The sequence below is a fragment of the Saccharomonospora sp. genome, assembly GCF_027317685.1.
Taxonomy (GTDB): Bacteria; Actinomycetota; Actinomycetes; order Mycobacteriales; family Pseudonocardiaceae; genus Saccharomonospora.
Genome location: NZ_DAHVQP010000114.1, coordinates 13,610 through 30,176 on the forward strand (window position 1 = coordinate 13,610; position 16,567 = coordinate 30,176).

Below are 16,567 nucleotides of genomic sequence, written 5' to 3' on the forward strand. Positions count from 1 at the left end.
CACCATGACCGAGCAACAGTGGAACTACCTCACCGACATGGACGGCGTGCTGGTGCACGAGGAGCACCCTGTGCCCGGGGCCGACGAGTTCCTCGCCGAGCTGAAAGCGAACGGGGCACGGTTTCTCGTGTTGACCAACAACTCGATCTACACGCCCCGTGACCTGCGTGCGCGGCTGGCCCGTTCGGGGTTGGACGTGCCCGAGGAAGCCATCTGGACGTCCGCGTTGGCCACCGCGCGGTTTCTGAGCAACCAGCGACCGGGCGGTTCGGCGTTCGTGATCGGGGAGGCCGGGCTCACCACTGCGCTGCACGAAGCCGGTTACGTGCTCACCGACATCGACCCCGACTACGTCGTGCTGGGGGAGACCCGTACTTACAGCTTCACCGCCATCACCAGGGCCATCCGGCTGATCGAGCAGGGGGCGAGGTTCATCGCCACCAACCCCGACGCGACGGGACCGAGTCGGGAGGGCGTGCTGCCCGCCACGGGCTCCGTCGCGGCACTCATCGAGCGCGCCACCGGCTTGTCGCCCTACTACATCGGCAAGCCGAACCCGCTGATGATGCGTTCGGCCCTACGGTCCCTCGGCGCGCACAGCGAACACACGATCATGATCGGTGACCGGATGGACACCGACATTCACTCGGGGATCGAGGCCGGTCTGCAGACCGTGCTGGTGCTCAGCGGCATCTCCACCCGCGAGTCGGCCGAGCGCTACCCGTTCCGCCCGACTCTGGTCGTCGACTCGATCGCCGACCTCGTCGGACGCACCCACGACCCGTTTCAGGCGGGTTGACCCCGAGGGCTGGAAAACCAGGGCTTATCGTCGGGGCGTGCTCGACCATCCCACGTTCGTCGTCGGCGACGTTCACGGCCACCGAGACGAACTGGCCGCCGCGTTACGTGACGCTGACCTCGTCGACAGTGCCGACAACTGGACCGGGGCCGATGCCCACCTGTGGTTCCTCGGGGATTTCGTGGACCGGGGACCCGACGGAGTCGGGGCCATCGACCTGGTGCGGGAGCTGCAACGACAGGCACCGTCGGTGGGCGGGGCCGTCGAGAGCCTGCTCGGCAACCACGAGATCCTGCTGCTCGGGATGTACCGTTTCGGCGACACGCCCGTACCGGCCGAGGCCGCCGGCGGTGGAGGCCGCAGTTTCGCCCGGAGCTGGGCCGTCAACGGCGGGCAACTGGCGGATCAGGACGCGCTCACCGACGAACACATCGAGTGGCTGACGTCGCGGCCGGTCATGGAGTTGGTCGCCGACCACCTGCTGGTGCATTCGGACACGCTGGAGTACCTCGAGTGGGGCGACACGATCGAGGAGATCAACTCGGCGGTGCGGCGTGTGTTGACCGGTGACGACCTCGCCGAGTGGTGGGACGTGTGGTGCCGGATGACGGCACGGTTCGCGTTCCGAGGGCGTCGACGCGGCGGACGAGATGCTGTCGCAACTCGGTGGTGAGCGCATCGTGCACGGCCACAGTGTCATCGCCGACCAGGTGGGTGTGCACCCGGCGGAGCTCGACGCCCCGTATCTCTACGCGGGCGGCCGGGTGCTCGGCATCGACGCGGGACTGTTCGCGGGCGGACCCTGCCTGGTCGTCGAGCTGCCGTACGAGCCGGACGACACCGACATCGAACCCTTCTAGTGGGTGCTACGCGGTACCGACCGTGCTGTCTCTTCCCGGCTCAGGCGGGCACGATCTCCCTGCCCAACGGCAGCAGTGACACGGGGATCATCTTGAAGTTCCCGATCCCCAGCGGAATGCCGATGACCGTGAGGCACAGCAGAACACCGGTGACGAGGTGTGTGAGCGCGATCCACCACCCAGCCAGAAGGAGCCAGACGAGGTTGCCGAACAACGACGGGATACCGGCGGACCGGCGATCGGTCACGGTCCGGCCGAACGGCCACAGCGCGTAGGCGGCGATGCGGAACGACGCGAGCCCGAACGGGATCGTGACGATGAGGATGCAGCAGACGATACCGGCGAGGGTGTAGGCGAGTGCCAGCCAGATCCCGGACAGCGCCAGCCAGATCACGTTCAGTAGAGCCCGCATCGGTCCATTCTCCCGCGCCAGGTCGACGAGCGTCCGTGTTCGCCGAAAATCATGGCTTTTGTGACGCGTGCCTCAGTAAACTCGTGCTGCTGTCGCTCACCGTTGAGGAGGCACCATGCAGCATGCGCTCACGGCTCCGAGTTACACCTCCGGCACGTCGGCGGTGCCGTTGCTCGGAGACACCATCGGTGACAACCTTGATCGAACAGCGCGGACTTTCGCCGACCGGGACGCCCTCGTCGACTACGCGAGTGGGCGCCGCTGGACCTACCGCGAGTTCGTCGCCGACGTCGACGCACTGGCCCTCGGCCTACTGGACAGAGGCGTCGTGAAAGGCGACCGCGTGGGTATCTGGGCACCGAACCGCCCGGAATGGACCCTGACCCAGTACGCGACGGCCAAGATCGGCGCGATCCTGGTCAACATCAACCCGGCGTACCGGGCGCACGAACTGGAATACGTCCTCAACCAGGCCGGAATCTCCACACTGGTCGCCGCGAGCGAGTTCAAGACCTCCGACTACGCGGGCATGATCCGCGAGGTGCGGCCCCGGTGCTCGGCTTTGACCGACGTGGTGCTCCTCGACAGTGACGACTGGGTCGAGCTGCTCGACGCGGGCCGGAAAGCCGATCCGGCGAAGCTGTCGCGGGCACAGGCGGCGTTGAGCGCCGACGACCCCGTCAACATCCAGTACACGTCGGGCACGACCGGCTTTCCCAAAGGCGCGACGCTGTCGCACCACAACATCCTCAACAACGGATTCTTCGTCGGCGAGCTGTGCCACTACACCGAGGAAGACCGCATCTGCCTCCCGGTGCCCTTCTACCACTGTTTCGGAATGGTGATGGGAAACCTCGCCGCCACCACTCACGGGGCCTGCATGGTGATCCCCGCGCCCGCGTTCGATCCCGCGAAAACCCTCGCCGCCGTTCAAGCCGAACGCTGCACGTCGCTGTACGGCGTGCCGACAATGTTCATCGCCGAACTCGCCGAACCGGACTTCGACTCCTACGACCTGTCCAGCCTGCGCACCGGCATCATGGCGGGTTCACCGTGCCCGGTGGAGGTGATGAAGCAGGTCATCGACCGCATGGGCATGACCGAGGTGTCCATCTGTTACGGCATGACTGAGACCTCGCCCGTGTCGATGCAGACCAGGGTCGACGACTCCGTGGAACGGCGCGTGTCCACCGTCGGCCGGGTCGGCCCGCATCTGGAAGCCAAGATCATCGACCCGGACACCGGGCTCACCGTCCCCCGCGGCACCCCGGGTGAGTTGTGCGTGCGCGGATACTCGGTGATGCTCGGCTACTGGGAACAGCCCGACAAGACCGCCGAGGTCATCGACGCGGCCCGCTGGATGCACACCGGCGATCTCGCCGTGATGGACGAAGAGGGCTACGTCAACATCACCGGACGTCTCAAGGACATGGTCATCCGAGGTGGGGAGAACATCTACCCGCGCGAGATCGAGGAGTTCCTCTACACCCACCCGGACATCCTCGACGCTCAGGTGATCGGCGTGCCCGACGAGCGCTACGGCGAGGAACTCATGGCCTGGGTCCGGATGCGGGAGGGAGCCGAGCCGGTGACGGCCGAGAGCCTACGAGAGTTCTGTACCGGCAAGCTCGCCCATTACAAGATTCCGCGTTACGTGCACGTGGTGGACGAGTTCCCGATGACCGTCACCGGCAAGGTCCGCAAGGTGGAGATGCGCAAGAAGGCGGTGGAACTGCTCGGACTTCGGTGACATCGCTCGCGCCCAGCGCCCTGAGTACGAGCGACGCCACCGAAACCCTCTGTCTTTAGGACGTTTGTCCGGCGGCCTCGGCGAACGCCTGCTCGTCCTCCCGGCCGAAGGTCTCCTCCAACTGTTCGGGCGAGTGGTCGAGGTCGATCTCGGCGACGTTCGCCCCGCGTGCCGACTCGATCGCGCTCAGCCTGCGTTGGGCGCGATCGGCCGCGTACTGCACGAACTCGGAATTGTCGATACCGAACGGGGGCTCGTCGAACTGCTGGTTGACCCACTCGATCATGCCGAGGGCGTGGGGCAGGAGTTCGCCCATACGCTGCTGCACGACCTCCCACAGGGAGTCGTCGGCGGCCACGTGTCGCCGGCACGTGAACGTGCCCCAGGCCATGTGTCGGCGTTCGTCGTCCGAGATCCGCCGTACCAGTTCCTGCATACCGGGCAGGATGCCGCGGCTCGTGCACAGCTTCTGCCACGCGTAGTAGCCCGTCAACGCCAGCGAACCCTCGATGACGTGGTTGTACGTCACGCTCGCCCGCACCTGGTTGCGGGGACTGGGGTCCTCGGCCAGCACGCCGAGTGATTCGGGCAGCTCCTCGTAGAACAACTTGCGGTAGTGAGGGTTCTCCGCCACGAACGGGTGCAGGTCGTCGGTGAGCCCCACGGCGTCCATCCACCGCCGGAAGACCTCGGTGTGTTTGGCCTCCTCGAAGCAGAACTGCGACAGATACATCTCGTCGCCCAGCCTGCCCTCGGCGGCCATCGCCTTCATGAACGGTTGGATGTCCTCGGTGACGGCCTCCTCGCCGGCCACGAACTGTACGCACAGGTAGGTCGCCGACCGGCGTTCCTCGTCGGTCAACGCTTTCCAGTCCCGCGCGTCGGCACTGAAGTCGATGTCGGCCGGGTTCCAGAACTTGCGGTTGCCTTTCACGAACAGCCGTAGCGGCAACGTTTCCCAGTTCAGCCCTCCCCGGCGCAGGGAGTGAAAGCCATCTCGGTGCTCGACGACGTTGTCGGTCATGATGGGCGTCCCTTCTTCACATCGTTGGGGCACGGTGGTCGGTTCTGTGGTCCCATCCGGGGCCACGTCTGGGGGCACGACGAGTGCGGTCGGCGGGTTCCAGCAGCGGTCCGATCACGGCGCACACGGCGTCGGCGGCCTCGGCCGCGGTGCGGGTGGGCAGGACGAGATAGCTCAACGTCAACCGCGTCATGGTCTCGGCGATCAACCGTGGTTCGGAAAGCTCCGGTCGACGTTGCCGCAGGTACGCCTCGGCGATGTCCGTGGCGGCATTCAGGACCGGTTCGCCCCGTGTGGTGAGCAGCGGAAGCAGGTCCTCGGCCGCCTCCGCGCCGGTGACCGCGGCGACCAGTCGGTTCTCCTTGGCGTGCTCGATGGTGTAAGCGGTGGCGGAGCGGATGCCCGCGAGGACGTCGACGGCCTCGTCGAGTCGTCGTTGGATGCCGCCGGTGAATTCGGCGAGCGTGCGCAGTGCCACCGCTTGCACCAGTGCCGACTTGCCGCCGAACTCGTTGTAGACCGTCTGCCTGCTCACCCCGACCGCCGAGGCGACATCGGCCATACGCAATCCGGCGTAGCCGCCGCGGATCAGCAGTTCGGCGGCGGCGTCGAGTAGTTCCTCGCGTAAGTGCGCCTTGGCGCGCTCGGCGTAATTAGTGACCCGCGACACGTATTGATCTTGACACGATCGGTTGATATGTCAATCGGCTGGACGGGTCAGGTCTTCGTGTCAAGCGGCTACTGTGGTCCGAGTGGGTATGTGCGTGGGTTTTGACCTGGACATGACACTCATCGATCCCCGACCGGGCATGGTCGCGGCCATGAACAGGCTCGCCGACGAGTCGGGTCTGCCGTTCGACGGCGAACACTTCGCCGCACACCTCGGACCACCGTTGGACCAGGTGCTCCGTGAGTTCGGAGCGCCCGAGGAACGCATCCCCGCGCTCGTGGCGCGGTTTCGACAGATCTATCCCGAGCTCGTCATCCCACGCACCGTCGCGTTGCCCGGTGCGGTCGAGGCGCTGGACGCCGTTCGCGGCTCGGGAGGGCGGACCCTCGTCGTCACCGGCAAATACGCCCGCAACGCCGAACTTCACCTGCAGGCGCTCGGTTGGACGGTCGACACGCTCGTGGGCGAGCTGTGGTCGACCGGGAAAGCCGCGGCCTTGACCGAGTACAGCGCCCACGTGTTCGTTGGCGACCATGTGGGTGACATCAAGGGGGCGCTGGCGGCGAACGCGGTCGCGGTGGGTGTCACCACCGGGCCGTGTGACAGGAGTGAACTGCTCGACGCGGGCGCGCACGTGGTGCTGGAGTCGCTTGTGGAGTTCCCCGCGTGGCTCGCCCAGCACGGCCCACGCGCCGACGTCACGCCTGACGGTGCTCCCGGATCAGGGCGAGCAAGCCCAGCCCCAAGCCGAGTGGAGTGATCACGCCGGCGAACGCGGACAACCACACCGGCAGTTCCGAGTAGCCCGCGGCGAAGAGCAGGAACACCACGACCACAGCGACCATGCCCGCCGTGAACAACCCGATGCCGACCCGCATCAGCCAGGGCTTTCGCTCAGCGGCCGACTTCTTCTTGTGGACAGCGGTTTCCATGTCGAACATCTTAGAGGCTGCGGTCGGACCCTTCTCCTCGCAGCGGGTGACGGGGAGAGCGGGCTCTCGGCGGGCTCTCGGGGCGGGCAATCACCTTCGCCGTGGCACGTGTGGCGAGATAGGCTAGATGTGGGGCGCGTCCTGGGTACGCCTAGGGCGCGTTCGTCGTGCGGGGCCGCGTGACGGCGTGGTCCGTTGCGGAAGAGCGAAGGAACGGTGAGGGGCAGTGCCGACCGGCAAGGTCAAGTGGTACGACGCGGACAAGGGGTTCGGCTTCGTCACAGAGGACGGAGGCAGGGACGTCTATGTTCGGAAGTCCGCGCTGCCGCAGGGCGTCGAGACGCTCAAGGCCGGTCAGCGACTGGAGTTCGGCATCGCCGAGGGTAGGCGCGGACCACAGGCTCTGTCCGTCAGATTGCTCGACCCACCGCCCTCGGTGGCCGAGGCGCGACGACGTCCCGCCGAGGAGCTGCACGGCCTCATCGAAGACATGATCAAGTTGTTGGAGATGAGGGTCCAGCCCAATCTGCGCAAGGGTCGTTATCCCGAACGCAAGAACACCAAGCGCATCGCCGAGGTCATGCGCGCGGTGGCGCGCGACCTCGACCCGTAAGCCCGCGTGTCCGCAGGTTACGTAGCCGTGTCCGCAGTCTGCGTAGCCGTGTCCGCGGGTTCGGGCGCCGCCGTGGTCAGTCGGCGGATTGCTGTTCCAGCGGGGACCTCTGCTCCTGAGGGGCGATCTGCAGCGACCACACGCCGCGCACCACGAGCTGTGGCTGGCCGTTCTCGTCGAGGATCGGTTCGTCCCGCTCGTTCACCGCGTAGGCGGCGCCGAGCTGCTGCACCTCCACCACGAGGACCTGGTGCTCCGCCGACTCGGGGATCACCGTGTGAGCGAGTTGGGTGCCGTCGGTGAACACCTCCTGGCTCATCGGGAGCAGATTGCCCTCGGGGTCGTAGGACTGCACGATGACCAGCCACGGGGACTCGGCGATCTCGGAGGGCACCGAGATCTGGACCGGCTGGCCGGGGCGTGCGTCGAGCACGGCGGGTTCACCGTCGGTGATCTCGCAGTGGGTGAGCAGGGCGTCGCAGTAGTTCATGGGGGCGGCTCTGACGCTCTCACCATCGGTGTAGAACGTCACCTCGGGTGGCGGTGGAGCCGAACACCCTGCCAGGACGGCCGCCCCCGCGGCGACCAATGCCACTACTGAACGTCGCATGACGGCGAGACTACGAGTCGACCCGGCTCGGCTGTGGATCGGGTCCGGGGGACGGCCTGCGCCGCAGCGACGGGAGCAGGGAGGAACCGCTGCGTACCACCCATGTCTGTGCGAGGCCCAGCGCCAGGAGCACGGACACCACGAGGAACCCGATCCAGTAGGTGGGCGGCAGCAGCAACCCGACCGCGCCACCGAAGACCCAGGCCAGTTGCAGCACCGTCTCGGAACGGCCGAACGCCGACGCCCGCGATTCCTCCGGCATGTCCTGCTGGATGACGGCGTCGAGGCTGTTCTTCGCCAGCGCGCTCGCGGTGGAGCCGACGAGTCCGACGAGTGCGGCGGTGGCCAGGCCCGACGCGATGGCGGCGATGATGGTGGAGGCGAGGACGCTCGCCAGGCACGTGAGGACGACCTGGTCGGGTTTGCCGAACTGCATGCGAGACCCGAGCGCGTTGCCGAGGAACCCTCCGACACCGGCGGCGGCACCGATGACGCCGAGCAGCAACAACTGCACGAACGCGCTCTGACCGCTGTTCTCGGTCTCGGCCTTCACTGCGAACGCGGCGAACATCATGAGGAACCCGGTCAGCACGCGGATGGAGCCGTTGCCCCACAGTGCAACCACGACGTGCCGGGCCATTGGCGCGCGGGTCGCCTTCTTCTTGGGCAGGTTGGCCGTCAGCGAGGCGGGCACCTCGCCCTCGGTGACCTCCACCCACGACGGGATACGCATGGCCTGCACAGCGCCGACGACGCAGATGAGTGCGGTGAACCACAGTGCGCCCGACGAGCCGAACGCCCAGTTCAACCCGCTGGCGACCGCACCGAACACGCCGCCGGCGGCGAGCCCGAACACGGCGAGTCGGGCGTTGGTCTTCGACAGGGTGATCTCGGGTGGGAGCACCCTGGGGGTGACGGCGGCTTTGAGCACCATGAACGACTTCGACAGCACCATCTTGCCGAGCGCGGCGGGGTAGAGCACCCAGCTGTCGAAGTTGAGTGCCATGAGCACGCACATCAGCGCCTGACCCGCCGACGACACGCACATCGCCAGCCTGCGCCCTCGTTGGATCCTGTCGAGAGCCGGGCCGATCACCGGCGCCACCAGGGCGAACGGCGCGATGGTGATGAGCAGGTAGAGCGCCACCTTGCCTCGGCTCTCACCGCTGCTGGCGGCGAAGAACAGGGTGTTGGCCAGCGCGACGGCCATCGCGGCGTCGCTGGCGTAGTTCAGCATCACCGCATACGTCAGCGAGGTGAGGCCGGACTTGTCGGCGCCGTCGGCGGTGGTGGCGCGGCGGAACGCGGCGACGGCCTGTCCGCTGAGTTCGCGGCTGCGCAGTGCCGCCACCCGGGTGACCGTGAGTTTCTTCGGCAGGCGCCGCTGGTCGGCGGCTTCGAAGCCGTGGCGGGTCGTGGTCGGTTCGGATTCGAACGACTCGGGCGTCTGTCCGGGGGCGTAGCCGGCGGTGTCGTAGTGCTCGTAGCTGGGCGGAGGGGACGCGGCGCCGGGACGGGACCGTCGGGGTGGCGGTGTCCGCGTCGTTCGGTGCGTTCGGGTGGTCTCGCGCGGATAGGGTCTGGCACCCCGGGGCGGGGGTGGTGGCTGCATCGGGACCGCGCCCGTCGGCGCGTCGTCGGCCGTGGGAACCGTGTCGGCCGAGTAGGCCGTGGTCTCGGGTGTGGACCGCCGCGTGCCCGGGGGGTTGTGGTCCGACGGTCGGCCCGCCCTTTCGTCGGGCGTCCACTTCCGCCTACCCCTGCGACCGGAACGCATGAGCCAATCCTGCCGTATCCACGTGGATCTGTCCGGTTGTTCAGCTCGTCGGGACGAACCGCACCGTGAACATCTTCGGCCACAGCTTGCCGGCGACCAGGAAGTGATCCGGTTCGTCGAGTGCGGCGATGCCGTTGAGCACGTCGGCGTCGGCCGCTTCCTGAGGGGTGAGCAACCCGGACGCGTCGATACGTGCGGTGACGAAGCCGCTGTCCGGATCGATACGCAGGATGTCGTCGGTGTGCCACACGTTGGCGTAGACGTCTTCGCCGACACATTCCAGCTCGTTGAGGTCGGTGACCGGGCCGTCGGTGTCGGTGACCTCCACGGTGTTGACGACGGAGAAGTCGTCGGGGTCGCGGAACGTCAGCGTGGCCGTGCCGTCACTCATCACGAGCCGGTCGTGGTCGTGCTGGTGGCACAGTCCCCAGCCCTCGCCCTCGTAGTCGACTCGGCGGAGCTCGTCCAACGTGGCGCGGTCGCGTTCGATGGCGACGCCGTCGCGCCACGTGAGTTGCCAGATCCGGTCGTCGACCACGGTGATGCCTTCGCCGAACAGTGGCTCGGGCAGGGACACGACGGTGGTGGGCTCGCCACCGAGCGGTCCCGCGCGCAGCGTCGACTCGCCGACAAGCCCGGTCCCTTCGTAGAGGGTGTCGTCGACCACTTCGAGGCCTTGGGTGAATGCCTCCGGGTCGTGGGGGAGCACGTCGACGACTTCGACACGCAACTCTTCCGGCTGAGGAACGCCGCCGGTGCTCCCACCGGAGTTCGACTCCGGGGCCTGTCCACATGCCGCCACTACCGTCGTCACGGTGAGTGCGGCCGTTCCGGCGCGGATCGTTCGGTTGAGCACTCGACGCACGGTTCCCACCTTGGCATGAACCCGCCCCTCCGGAGTAGTCGTTGAGTGCTGCACAATTGGTGGCATGAGCCTGCTGCTGACGCACGACGACGGCACGATCCGCAGGAAGCTGCTCGATGCGGTCGAGCCGGCGCGCGAGGCAGCGGTACAGGACGGCGGCGACGAGAACGTCGGCGACTACGTGGGCGCGGTGCACGAGGACGCCGTGTCGGTGACGCACCTGTTCGACTCCACACTCCCCGGCTACCGGGGTTGGCGTTGGTCGGTCACGGTGGCCACGGCCGACGAGGACGCCCCCGTCACGATCAGCGAGGTGGTGCTCACCCCGGGGCCGGACGCGATCGTCGCGCCGAGGTGGGTGCCGTGGGAACGCAGGGTTCGCCCCGGCGACCTGGGTGTCGGCGACATCTTCCCGACACACCCGGACGACCCGCGGCTCGCCCCGGCGTATGCGACGCTCGACGACCCCGAGGCCGAGGACGCGGTCAAGGAGATCGGGCTCGGCCGGGTGCGGGTGATGTCGCGGTACGGGCGACAGGAGGCGGCCACCCGCTGGTACCGCAGCGAGTACGGTCCCCGATCCGACATGGCCCGCAGCGCGCCCGCCACGTGCGGCACCTGCGGTTTCTACCTCCAGCTGGCCGGGTCACTGCGGTCGGCGTTCGGGGTGTGCGCCAACGAGATCTCCCCGGCGGACGGGCACGTGGTCCACGCCGAGTTCGGCTGCGGTGCCCATTCCGAGGCGCAGCTCGAGACGAGCTCGTCGGTGCCGGTGGCCGAGCTGGTGTACGACGACTCGCTGTTGGACATGGAGATCGTCGACAGCGGAACGGCCGAGGAGGCCGCTGAGAAGGGCACCGAGAAGGGTGCTGAACAGGGCCCGCAGTCCTCGTCTCAGCCGTCCCAGCCGTCCGAGCCGGATTCGACGGTGTGACCGGGCCCGGAACGTCGCTGTCGACCGACGAACTCAGACAGGCGGTGCTGCGGTCCTGGTGGGACTCGCCGACCCGGTTCACCGAGGACACCCGAGCCGAGCGTGACCTGTTGCTCGGCGCCTACCGAGACCGCGTGTTCGTCGAGCTCGCACAGAACGCGGCGGACGCCGCGGCACTCGCGGGCGAGCCGGGCCGGATGCGTGTTCGCGTGGTCGACGGTGAGCTGCGCGTGGCCAACACGGGAGCGCCACTCGACCAGCGTGGTGTGGAGGCGCTCGCGTCACTGCGGGCGTCGGGTAAGGACGGCGGACCGGGCGGAGCCGGCGCGGGGAGCGGGGAGGAAGCCACCGACTCGCGGGACCTCGTGGGCAGATTCGGAGTCGGGTTCGCCGCCGTACTGTCCTTGACCAGCGAGCCTCGTGTGGTCTCCCGAACCGGTGGGGTGGCGTTCTCCGCGACCCGCACTCGGCGGGTGTGGGAGGCGGACGAGGTCCCCGTCCTGCGGTTGCCGTGGCCGCTGCCCGACGACGAGCCGCCGGTGCCGGACGGCTTCGATACCGAGGTGCGCCTGCCGTTGCGGGTGGATCCGCGTGAGGTGCTGGAGCGGATCGAGGCCGAGGTGGCCGATGTGCTGCTGGTGCTGCCGTGGCTGGTCGAGGTGGAGGTCGAGGGTCGTTGTTGGGCCCGGCGGACGGACGGCGACGAGGTGGTGCTCACCGCACCCGACGACGGGTGGACCCGCTGGCTCACCCACCACGGCGAAGGGTGCGTGTGGGCGATACCGGTCACCGACGAGGGCGTTCCCCAGCCGCTCGGTGCCGACGTGCTGCACGCGCCGACTCCCACCGACGAGCGGTTGTCGCTGCCCGCGCGGTTGTTGAGCACGTCGGTGCCGACGGAGCCCTCGCGACGTCGGGTGTTGGCCTCGGCCGATTCACCGGACGTGGTGCGGGCTCTTCAGGACGCGGCCGAGGCCTATCCCGGGCTCGTGCGGCGGCTGCCCGCCCGCTACCGGCTCGCTCTCGTGCCGCGGCCCGGGTTCCCGCTCTCGGACGTCGACGGGCTTCTTCGCGACCTCGTCACCGCGCGGCTGGCCGACGACGCGTGGTTGCCGTCGGCTGTGTCGGGCGAGTTGCCGGGCCGCGGTGCGCGAGTGCTCGATGTGGACTCACCCCGGCTGGTCGAGTTGGTGGCCGACGTGGTGCCCGAACTGGTGGCCGCGCCGCTGTGCGGTCGTGAGGCCGCGCGGACCGCGGGAGCCGTGCAGGCGCGGCCGCTCGGTGTCGCCGAGCTGGTGGAGAGCCTGACCGGCATCGACCGCGCCGCGTCGTGGTGGCGGGCGGTCTACGCCGAGTTGCTCGCGGCCGTGGAACGCGCCGAGGTGGACCTCGACGAACTGGGTGCGGTGCCGGTCCCGCTCGCCGACGGCCGCACCGTGCCGGGTGCGCGCGGGGTGTTGCTGGCCGACGACGTTGCGGGTGACGTCGCCGCCCTCGACGTGCCGGGGCTGCACGTGGTGCATCCCGACGCCGGGCACCCGTTGCTCCAACGGCTCGGAGCGACGAGCGCGGGGCCCGCCGAGCTGTTGCGCGCACCCGCCGTGGTCGACGCCGTCGGACGGAGCGTCGACAACGCCCTCGCCGGACTGGACGTCGAGCCGCTGATCGACGCCGTGCTGTCGTGGGTGTCGGTGGTGGGGACCGTGCGGGACGCCGAACTCGGCGCGTTGGCGTTGCCCACGGAGTCGGGCTGGCGCCGCGCGGACGAGTCGGTCCTGCCCGACGCCGCGATCCTCGACGTGCTGCACCCCGATGCCGTCGGCGACGACGCGCCTCTCGACGTGCTGTCGGCCGAGGTCGCGGACCGGTGGGACCGGGAGACACTCGTGGCGGTCGGGGTGCGGGACGGCTTCGTCGTCCTCGGTGACGACGAACTCGACCCGGCCGACCCGGACAGCGCCGAACCGTCCATCCCGGACCTCGACCTCGTGGCGGACGACGCGTGGCCCCGCGCCGTGCGCCTGTTGTCCGCCGAGCCCGACACGTGGCGTGCGCTCACCGCGCCGGACGGCCGGGTGCGGGACTGGTTGGCCGTCAACGCCCTGTTGGCGGGCAGGCCGCCGAGGCAGTGGCGACTGCCTTCCGCCGGTGAGCTGGCCGGCCTGTTCGACCCCGTGCCCGATGCGGGTCTGAGCGACGAGCTGCTGGCACTGATCGGGGTGCGTTCCGAGCTCACCGTCGGCGACGCCGACGACGCCGAGCTGGTGTGCGCGCGGCTCGGCGACGAGAACCGGACCGTGCCACCCGGGCTCGTGTTGCGCGCCCACAGCGCCCTGTCCCGCCTGGTGCCCGACGACGTGGAGCCACCGGAGCGGGTGCGCACCCTCGCCGGCACGGTGTGCGACGCCTTCGACGCTGTGGTGCTCGACGCGCCGTGGTTACTCGCGCTGTGGCCGCTCGACCGGCTCGTCGCCGCCGTGGATTTCGCCGACGCGCCCGCGCTCGCCGATGTGCTCGACCTGCCGTTGGCCACGGACGAGACCACCGCGACGGTCGACGACGAGGGCGAGTTCGTCGCGTGGACCGACCTACCCGCGATCGTGGAGGTCGCCGACCTGTTGGGCGTCACCGTGCCGGACGGCGGTGTCGTGATTCACGAGGAACTGAGCGTGGCGGACGTCGCCGTGCCGTGGTGGAACGACGGTGACCTGCATGCCGCCGATTCCCCGGACGGCCTCGCCCGCGCCTTCGCGTGGGCCGCGGACCGGTGGGCCGATCGGGTGTTCGTCGAGCGGTTGCTCGACGACCCGGATCCCCGCGTTGCGCTGGGTTGATGCGAATGGTCCACGTGTACTCACATTCAGTGAGTGTGTTAAAGGTTTCGTTGTGCAAAACGCGACCCTCTGCGGGACGCGGCTCGCTGCCACACCATGATTGCCATGCCCACAAGGCCGAGCCCGACCCCCGCGAGAGTCGTCCACAGCCACACGCCGTGGACGCCGGTGACCAACAGCACGACGAAGGCGATCAGCCAGGCCGCAGTGCCTCCGGTCACGGGAATCCAAAGGCTGACCACAGATGTCGGCAGTTCAGGAGTAGGACGAAGCCGTCCTGCGATCTCCGGTGGGTTGTTCGGTTCGTCCACGTGGGACAGGCTACCGCTGCCGCGAATGAACAAGGCAGGTGAGCGATGTCAGATGTGACCGCGCGAGAACAGCGGTCGCGGCTCGATCGATTCTTCCGGATCAGTGAGCGAGGTTCGACCGTCGGCCGCGAAATGCGCGGTGGCCTGGTCACGTTCGTGACCATGGCCTACATCATCGTGCTCAATCCGCTCATCCTCGGTAGCTACTCCGCGGATGACCCGAGCGCGGCCAAGGACATGACCGGGGCGATCCTGCCCGTCGACCAGGTCACGGCCGTCACCGCCCTGGTCGCGGGTGTGATGACCATCCTGATGGGTGTTGTCGCGAACTTCCCGTTCGCGATCGCGGCCGGTCTGGGGATCAACACCCTCGTCGCGGTGTCGATCGCCCCGCAGATGACCTGGCCCGCGGCCATGGGGCTCGTGGTGGTCAACGGCATCGTGGTGCTGCTGCTGGTGGTCACCGGGGTGCGCACGATGGTGTTCAACGCGGTGCCGCAGCCACTCAAGGCGAGCATCGCCGTGGGCATCGGGTTGTTCATCGCCATCGTGGGGCTGGTCGACGCCGGGTTCGTGCGGCGTGTCCCGGACGCGGCGGGCACGACGGTGCCCGTTCAGTTGGGCATCGACGGGTCGATCGCCTCGTGGCCCACGATGGTGTTCGTGGTGACGCTCGTGGTCATGGGCATCCTCGTGGCCAGGAACGTCAAGGGCGCGATCCTGCTCGGCATCCTGTTCGGCACGGCGCTGTCGATCATCGTCGAGGCCATCGTCAAGGTGGGGCCGTCCCTCGGGGTCGACCCCAAGGGCTGGAACCTCGGTTACCCGGCCTTGCCCGACTCGGTCTTCAGTCTGCCCGATCTGTCTTTGGTGGGCGCTTTCAACTTCGACGCGTGGGTGCAGATCCCGGCGCTGACGGCGGCGCTTTTGGTGTTCACCCTCGTGCTCACCGACTTCTTCGACACCATCGGCACCATGACCGGCCTCGGCCAGGAGGCCAAGCTGGCGGACAAGGAGGGGCGTCTGCCCAACGTCGGCAAGGGCCTGTTCGTCGACTCGGTGGGTGCCGTCGCCGGTGGTGTGGCCTCGTCGAGCTCCAACACGGTGTTCGTGGAATCGGCCGCGGGCATCGGGGAAGGCGCGCGCACCGGCCTGGCCAACGTCGTCACCGGGTTGCTGTTCATCGCGGCCATGTTCTTCACCCCGCTGTACCAGGTGGTGCCGATCGAGGCGGCGGCACCCGCGTTGGTCGTCGTGGGCGCGATGATGGTGCGGCAGATCACCGAGATCGACTTCAAGGACTTCGCGGTGGCGCTGCCCGCGTTTTTGACCATCGTCGTCATGCCGTTCACGTATTCGATCGCCAACGGCATCGGCGCGGGCTTCGTCACCTACGTGCTCATCCAGGCCGTCACCGGCAAGGCGCGACAGGTGCACCCGCTGATGTGGATCGTGTCGCTGTCGTTCGTGGTGTACTTCGCGATCGAGCCGATCCAACAGGTGCTGGGTTGATCCTCGGGTGTGCTCGACGTCGGCATGGGCAGGTGCCGAGCACACCCGGCGGGTCAGGACGGCAACTCAGGCAGGCGCGGCTCGACGAGGTAGGCGATGGTGCTGGCGATGTCGCAGGTGAGGCCGTCCGGCCCCACGATGCCGACGTCGATCCGTGAGCTGTCGTCGACCTTCATGCCTATCGTGCAGTTCGTTCCCGAGGGGTCCGGTGCTACCGCAGTGGGGCGTGCGTTGACCTCGGCCGTCGTTACTTCTCCGCCTCCGGCCGGGTTCATCGACTCCACGCTCTGCTGATCTCGGACATCGAGGTCGACGACGATTCCCTCGTAGTTGTTCTCCATGGTCGGTGGTAACTGCCAACGACAGGTCCGTGAGTCCGGCATCTTCACCCGCTTGCCGTCCTCGAAGGTTCCGAGCTCCGCGAGATCGTCTGTGGAGAGCAGGCTGCAGGGGGCGATAGAGAGGCTCAGGGCGTCTCCGGCCTCGTTCGTGCTGGGCGGTGCCGCCTCAACACCGGAAGTCGGAGCGTTTGTCTGTGCGTGCGGTTGTCCTGTGGTCTCACCTGAGCAGGCGGCGAGACTCAGCAGGAGGCCCGCTGCTGTGAGTGCGAGGCACGGTCGTAACGTTCGCTCTCTTGTTCGCATCGATCAATCCTGTGCCATGC

16 protein-coding genes and 1 pseudogene are annotated in these 16,567 nt (G+C 68.2%); 8 read left to right on the forward strand and 9 right to left on the reverse strand.

All coding sequences use genetic code 11. From position 1 onward, the window contains the following. Positions 1 to 4: 4 nt before the first annotated feature. Positions 5 to 799 carry an HAD-IIA family hydrolase gene (locus M7H19_RS13140; protein WP_298181102.1) on the forward strand — a complete coding sequence of 265 codons (795 nt, stop codon included), beginning with the start codon at positions 5 to 7 and terminating at the stop codon, positions 797 to 799. A gap of 37 nt (positions 800 to 836) precedes the next feature. Continuing rightward, positions 837 to 1,659: pseudogene (locus M7H19_RS13145) on the forward strand (metallophosphoesterase). 40 nt (positions 1,660 to 1,699) lie between these two features. On the opposite strand, the gene M7H19_RS13150 reads toward M7H19_RS13145, so the two are convergent. Further along, positions 1,700 to 2,071 (reverse strand): YccF domain-containing protein, encoded by a 372-nt coding sequence (locus M7H19_RS13150; RefSeq protein ID WP_298181104.1) that lies wholly within the window; start codon positions 2,069 to 2,071, stop codon positions 1,700 to 1,702. Positions 2,072 to 2,186: 115 nt separating this feature from the next. Between M7H19_RS13150 and M7H19_RS13155 the strand changes: the two genes are divergently transcribed. Continuing rightward, positions 2,187 to 3,821 (forward strand): AMP-binding protein, encoded by a 1,635-nt coding sequence (locus M7H19_RS13155; protein ID WP_298181106.1) that lies wholly within the window; start codon positions 2,187 to 2,189, stop codon positions 3,819 to 3,821. A gap of 55 nt (positions 3,822 to 3,876) precedes the next feature. Here the strand turns inward: M7H19_RS13155 and M7H19_RS13160 are convergent, their stop codons facing one another. Together M7H19_RS13160 and M7H19_RS13165 are read right to left on the reverse strand one after the other, a co-directional pair. Next, complete coding sequence (locus M7H19_RS13160; RefSeq protein WP_298181108.1) at positions 3,877 to 4,845, reverse strand: R2-like ligand-binding oxidase; 969 nt, start codon at positions 4,843 to 4,845, stop codon at positions 3,877 to 3,879. Between the two features lie 16 nt (positions 4,846 to 4,861). Continuing rightward, positions 4,862 to 5,515 (reverse strand): TetR/AcrR family transcriptional regulator, encoded by a 654-nt coding sequence (locus tag M7H19_RS13165; RefSeq protein WP_298181109.1) that lies wholly within the window; start codon positions 5,513 to 5,515, stop codon positions 4,862 to 4,864. Between the two features lie 82 nt (positions 5,516 to 5,597). Between M7H19_RS13165 and M7H19_RS13170 the strand changes: the two genes are divergently transcribed. Beyond that, the gene (locus tag M7H19_RS13170) at positions 5,598 to 6,275 is read left to right on the forward strand and encodes an HAD family hydrolase (RefSeq protein ID WP_298181111.1); all 678 of its coding nucleotides are present in this window, start codon (positions 5,598 to 5,600) and stop codon (positions 6,273 to 6,275) included. Here the strand turns inward: M7H19_RS13170 and M7H19_RS13175 are convergent. After that, positions 6,214 to 6,447 carry a hypothetical protein gene (locus M7H19_RS13175; RefSeq protein ID WP_298181112.1) on the reverse strand — a complete coding sequence of 78 codons (234 nt, stop codon included), beginning with the start codon at positions 6,445 to 6,447 and terminating at the stop codon, positions 6,214 to 6,216. The genes M7H19_RS13170 and M7H19_RS13175 overlap by 62 nt on opposite strands. Positions 6,448 to 6,673: 226 nt before the next feature. Between M7H19_RS13175 and M7H19_RS13180 the strand changes: the two genes are divergently transcribed. Continuing rightward, on the forward strand, positions 6,674 to 7,060 hold the full coding sequence (locus M7H19_RS13180; protein ID WP_298181114.1) for a cold-shock protein: 387 nt from the start codon (positions 6,674 to 6,676) through the stop codon (positions 7,058 to 7,060). Between the two features lie 76 nt (positions 7,061 to 7,136). Here M7H19_RS13180 and M7H19_RS13185 read toward each other — a convergent pair whose 3' ends face one another. From M7H19_RS13185 to M7H19_RS13195, 3 genes are read right to left on the reverse strand one after another with little or no spacing between them, the layout of a single operon-like run. Then, positions 7,137 to 7,670 carry a DUF2771 family protein gene (locus M7H19_RS13185; RefSeq protein WP_298181116.1) on the reverse strand — a complete coding sequence of 178 codons (534 nt, stop codon included), beginning with the start codon at positions 7,668 to 7,670 and terminating at the stop codon, positions 7,137 to 7,139. A gap of 10 nt (positions 7,671 to 7,680) precedes the next feature. Further along, positions 7,681 to 9,447 carry an MFS transporter gene (locus tag M7H19_RS13190; protein ID WP_298181117.1) on the reverse strand — a complete coding sequence of 589 codons (1,767 nt, stop codon included), beginning with the start codon at positions 9,445 to 9,447 and terminating at the stop codon, positions 7,681 to 7,683. A gap of 40 nt (positions 9,448 to 9,487) precedes the next feature. Beyond that, a complete protein-coding gene (locus tag M7H19_RS13195) occupies positions 9,488 to 10,321 on the reverse strand; it encodes a glutaminyl-peptide cyclotransferase (protein ID WP_298181119.1) in 834 nt (277 codons plus the stop codon). Between the two features lie 55 nt (positions 10,322 to 10,376). Here M7H19_RS13195 and M7H19_RS13200 point away from each other — a divergent pair, with 55 nt between their 5' ends. Further along, positions 10,377 to 11,246, forward strand: coding sequence for a DUF3027 domain-containing protein (locus M7H19_RS13200; protein ID WP_298181120.1), 870 nt, complete (start codon positions 10,377 to 10,379; stop codon positions 11,244 to 11,246). Next, a complete protein-coding gene (locus tag M7H19_RS13205; RefSeq protein WP_298181121.1) occupies positions 11,243 to 14,080 on the forward strand; it encodes a molecular chaperone Hsp90 in 2,838 nt (945 codons plus the stop codon). The genes M7H19_RS13200 and M7H19_RS13205 overlap by 4 nt, the downstream gene beginning before the upstream one ends. Positions 14,081 to 14,118: 38 nt before the next feature. On the opposite strand, the gene M7H19_RS13210 is transcribed toward M7H19_RS13205, so the two are convergent. Next, positions 14,119 to 14,334: a DUF2530 domain-containing protein gene (locus M7H19_RS13210; RefSeq protein WP_363321375.1), complete on the reverse strand. Its 216-nt coding sequence runs from the start codon at positions 14,332 to 14,334 to the stop codon at positions 14,119 to 14,121. A gap of 102 nt (positions 14,335 to 14,436) precedes the next feature. On the opposite strand from M7H19_RS13210, the gene M7H19_RS13215 reads away from it, so the two are divergent. After that, positions 14,437 to 15,903 (forward strand): NCS2 family permease, encoded by a 1,467-nt coding sequence (locus M7H19_RS13215; RefSeq protein ID WP_298181125.1) that lies wholly within the window; start codon positions 14,437 to 14,439, stop codon positions 15,901 to 15,903. 53 nt (positions 15,904 to 15,956) lie between these two features. Here the strand turns inward: M7H19_RS13215 and M7H19_RS13220 are convergent, their stop codons facing one another. Beyond that, positions 15,957 to 16,547 (reverse strand): DUF3558 family protein, encoded by a 591-nt coding sequence (locus M7H19_RS13220; protein ID WP_298181127.1) that lies wholly within the window; start codon positions 16,545 to 16,547, stop codon positions 15,957 to 15,959. Between the last annotated feature and the right edge of the window lie 20 nt (positions 16,548 to 16,567).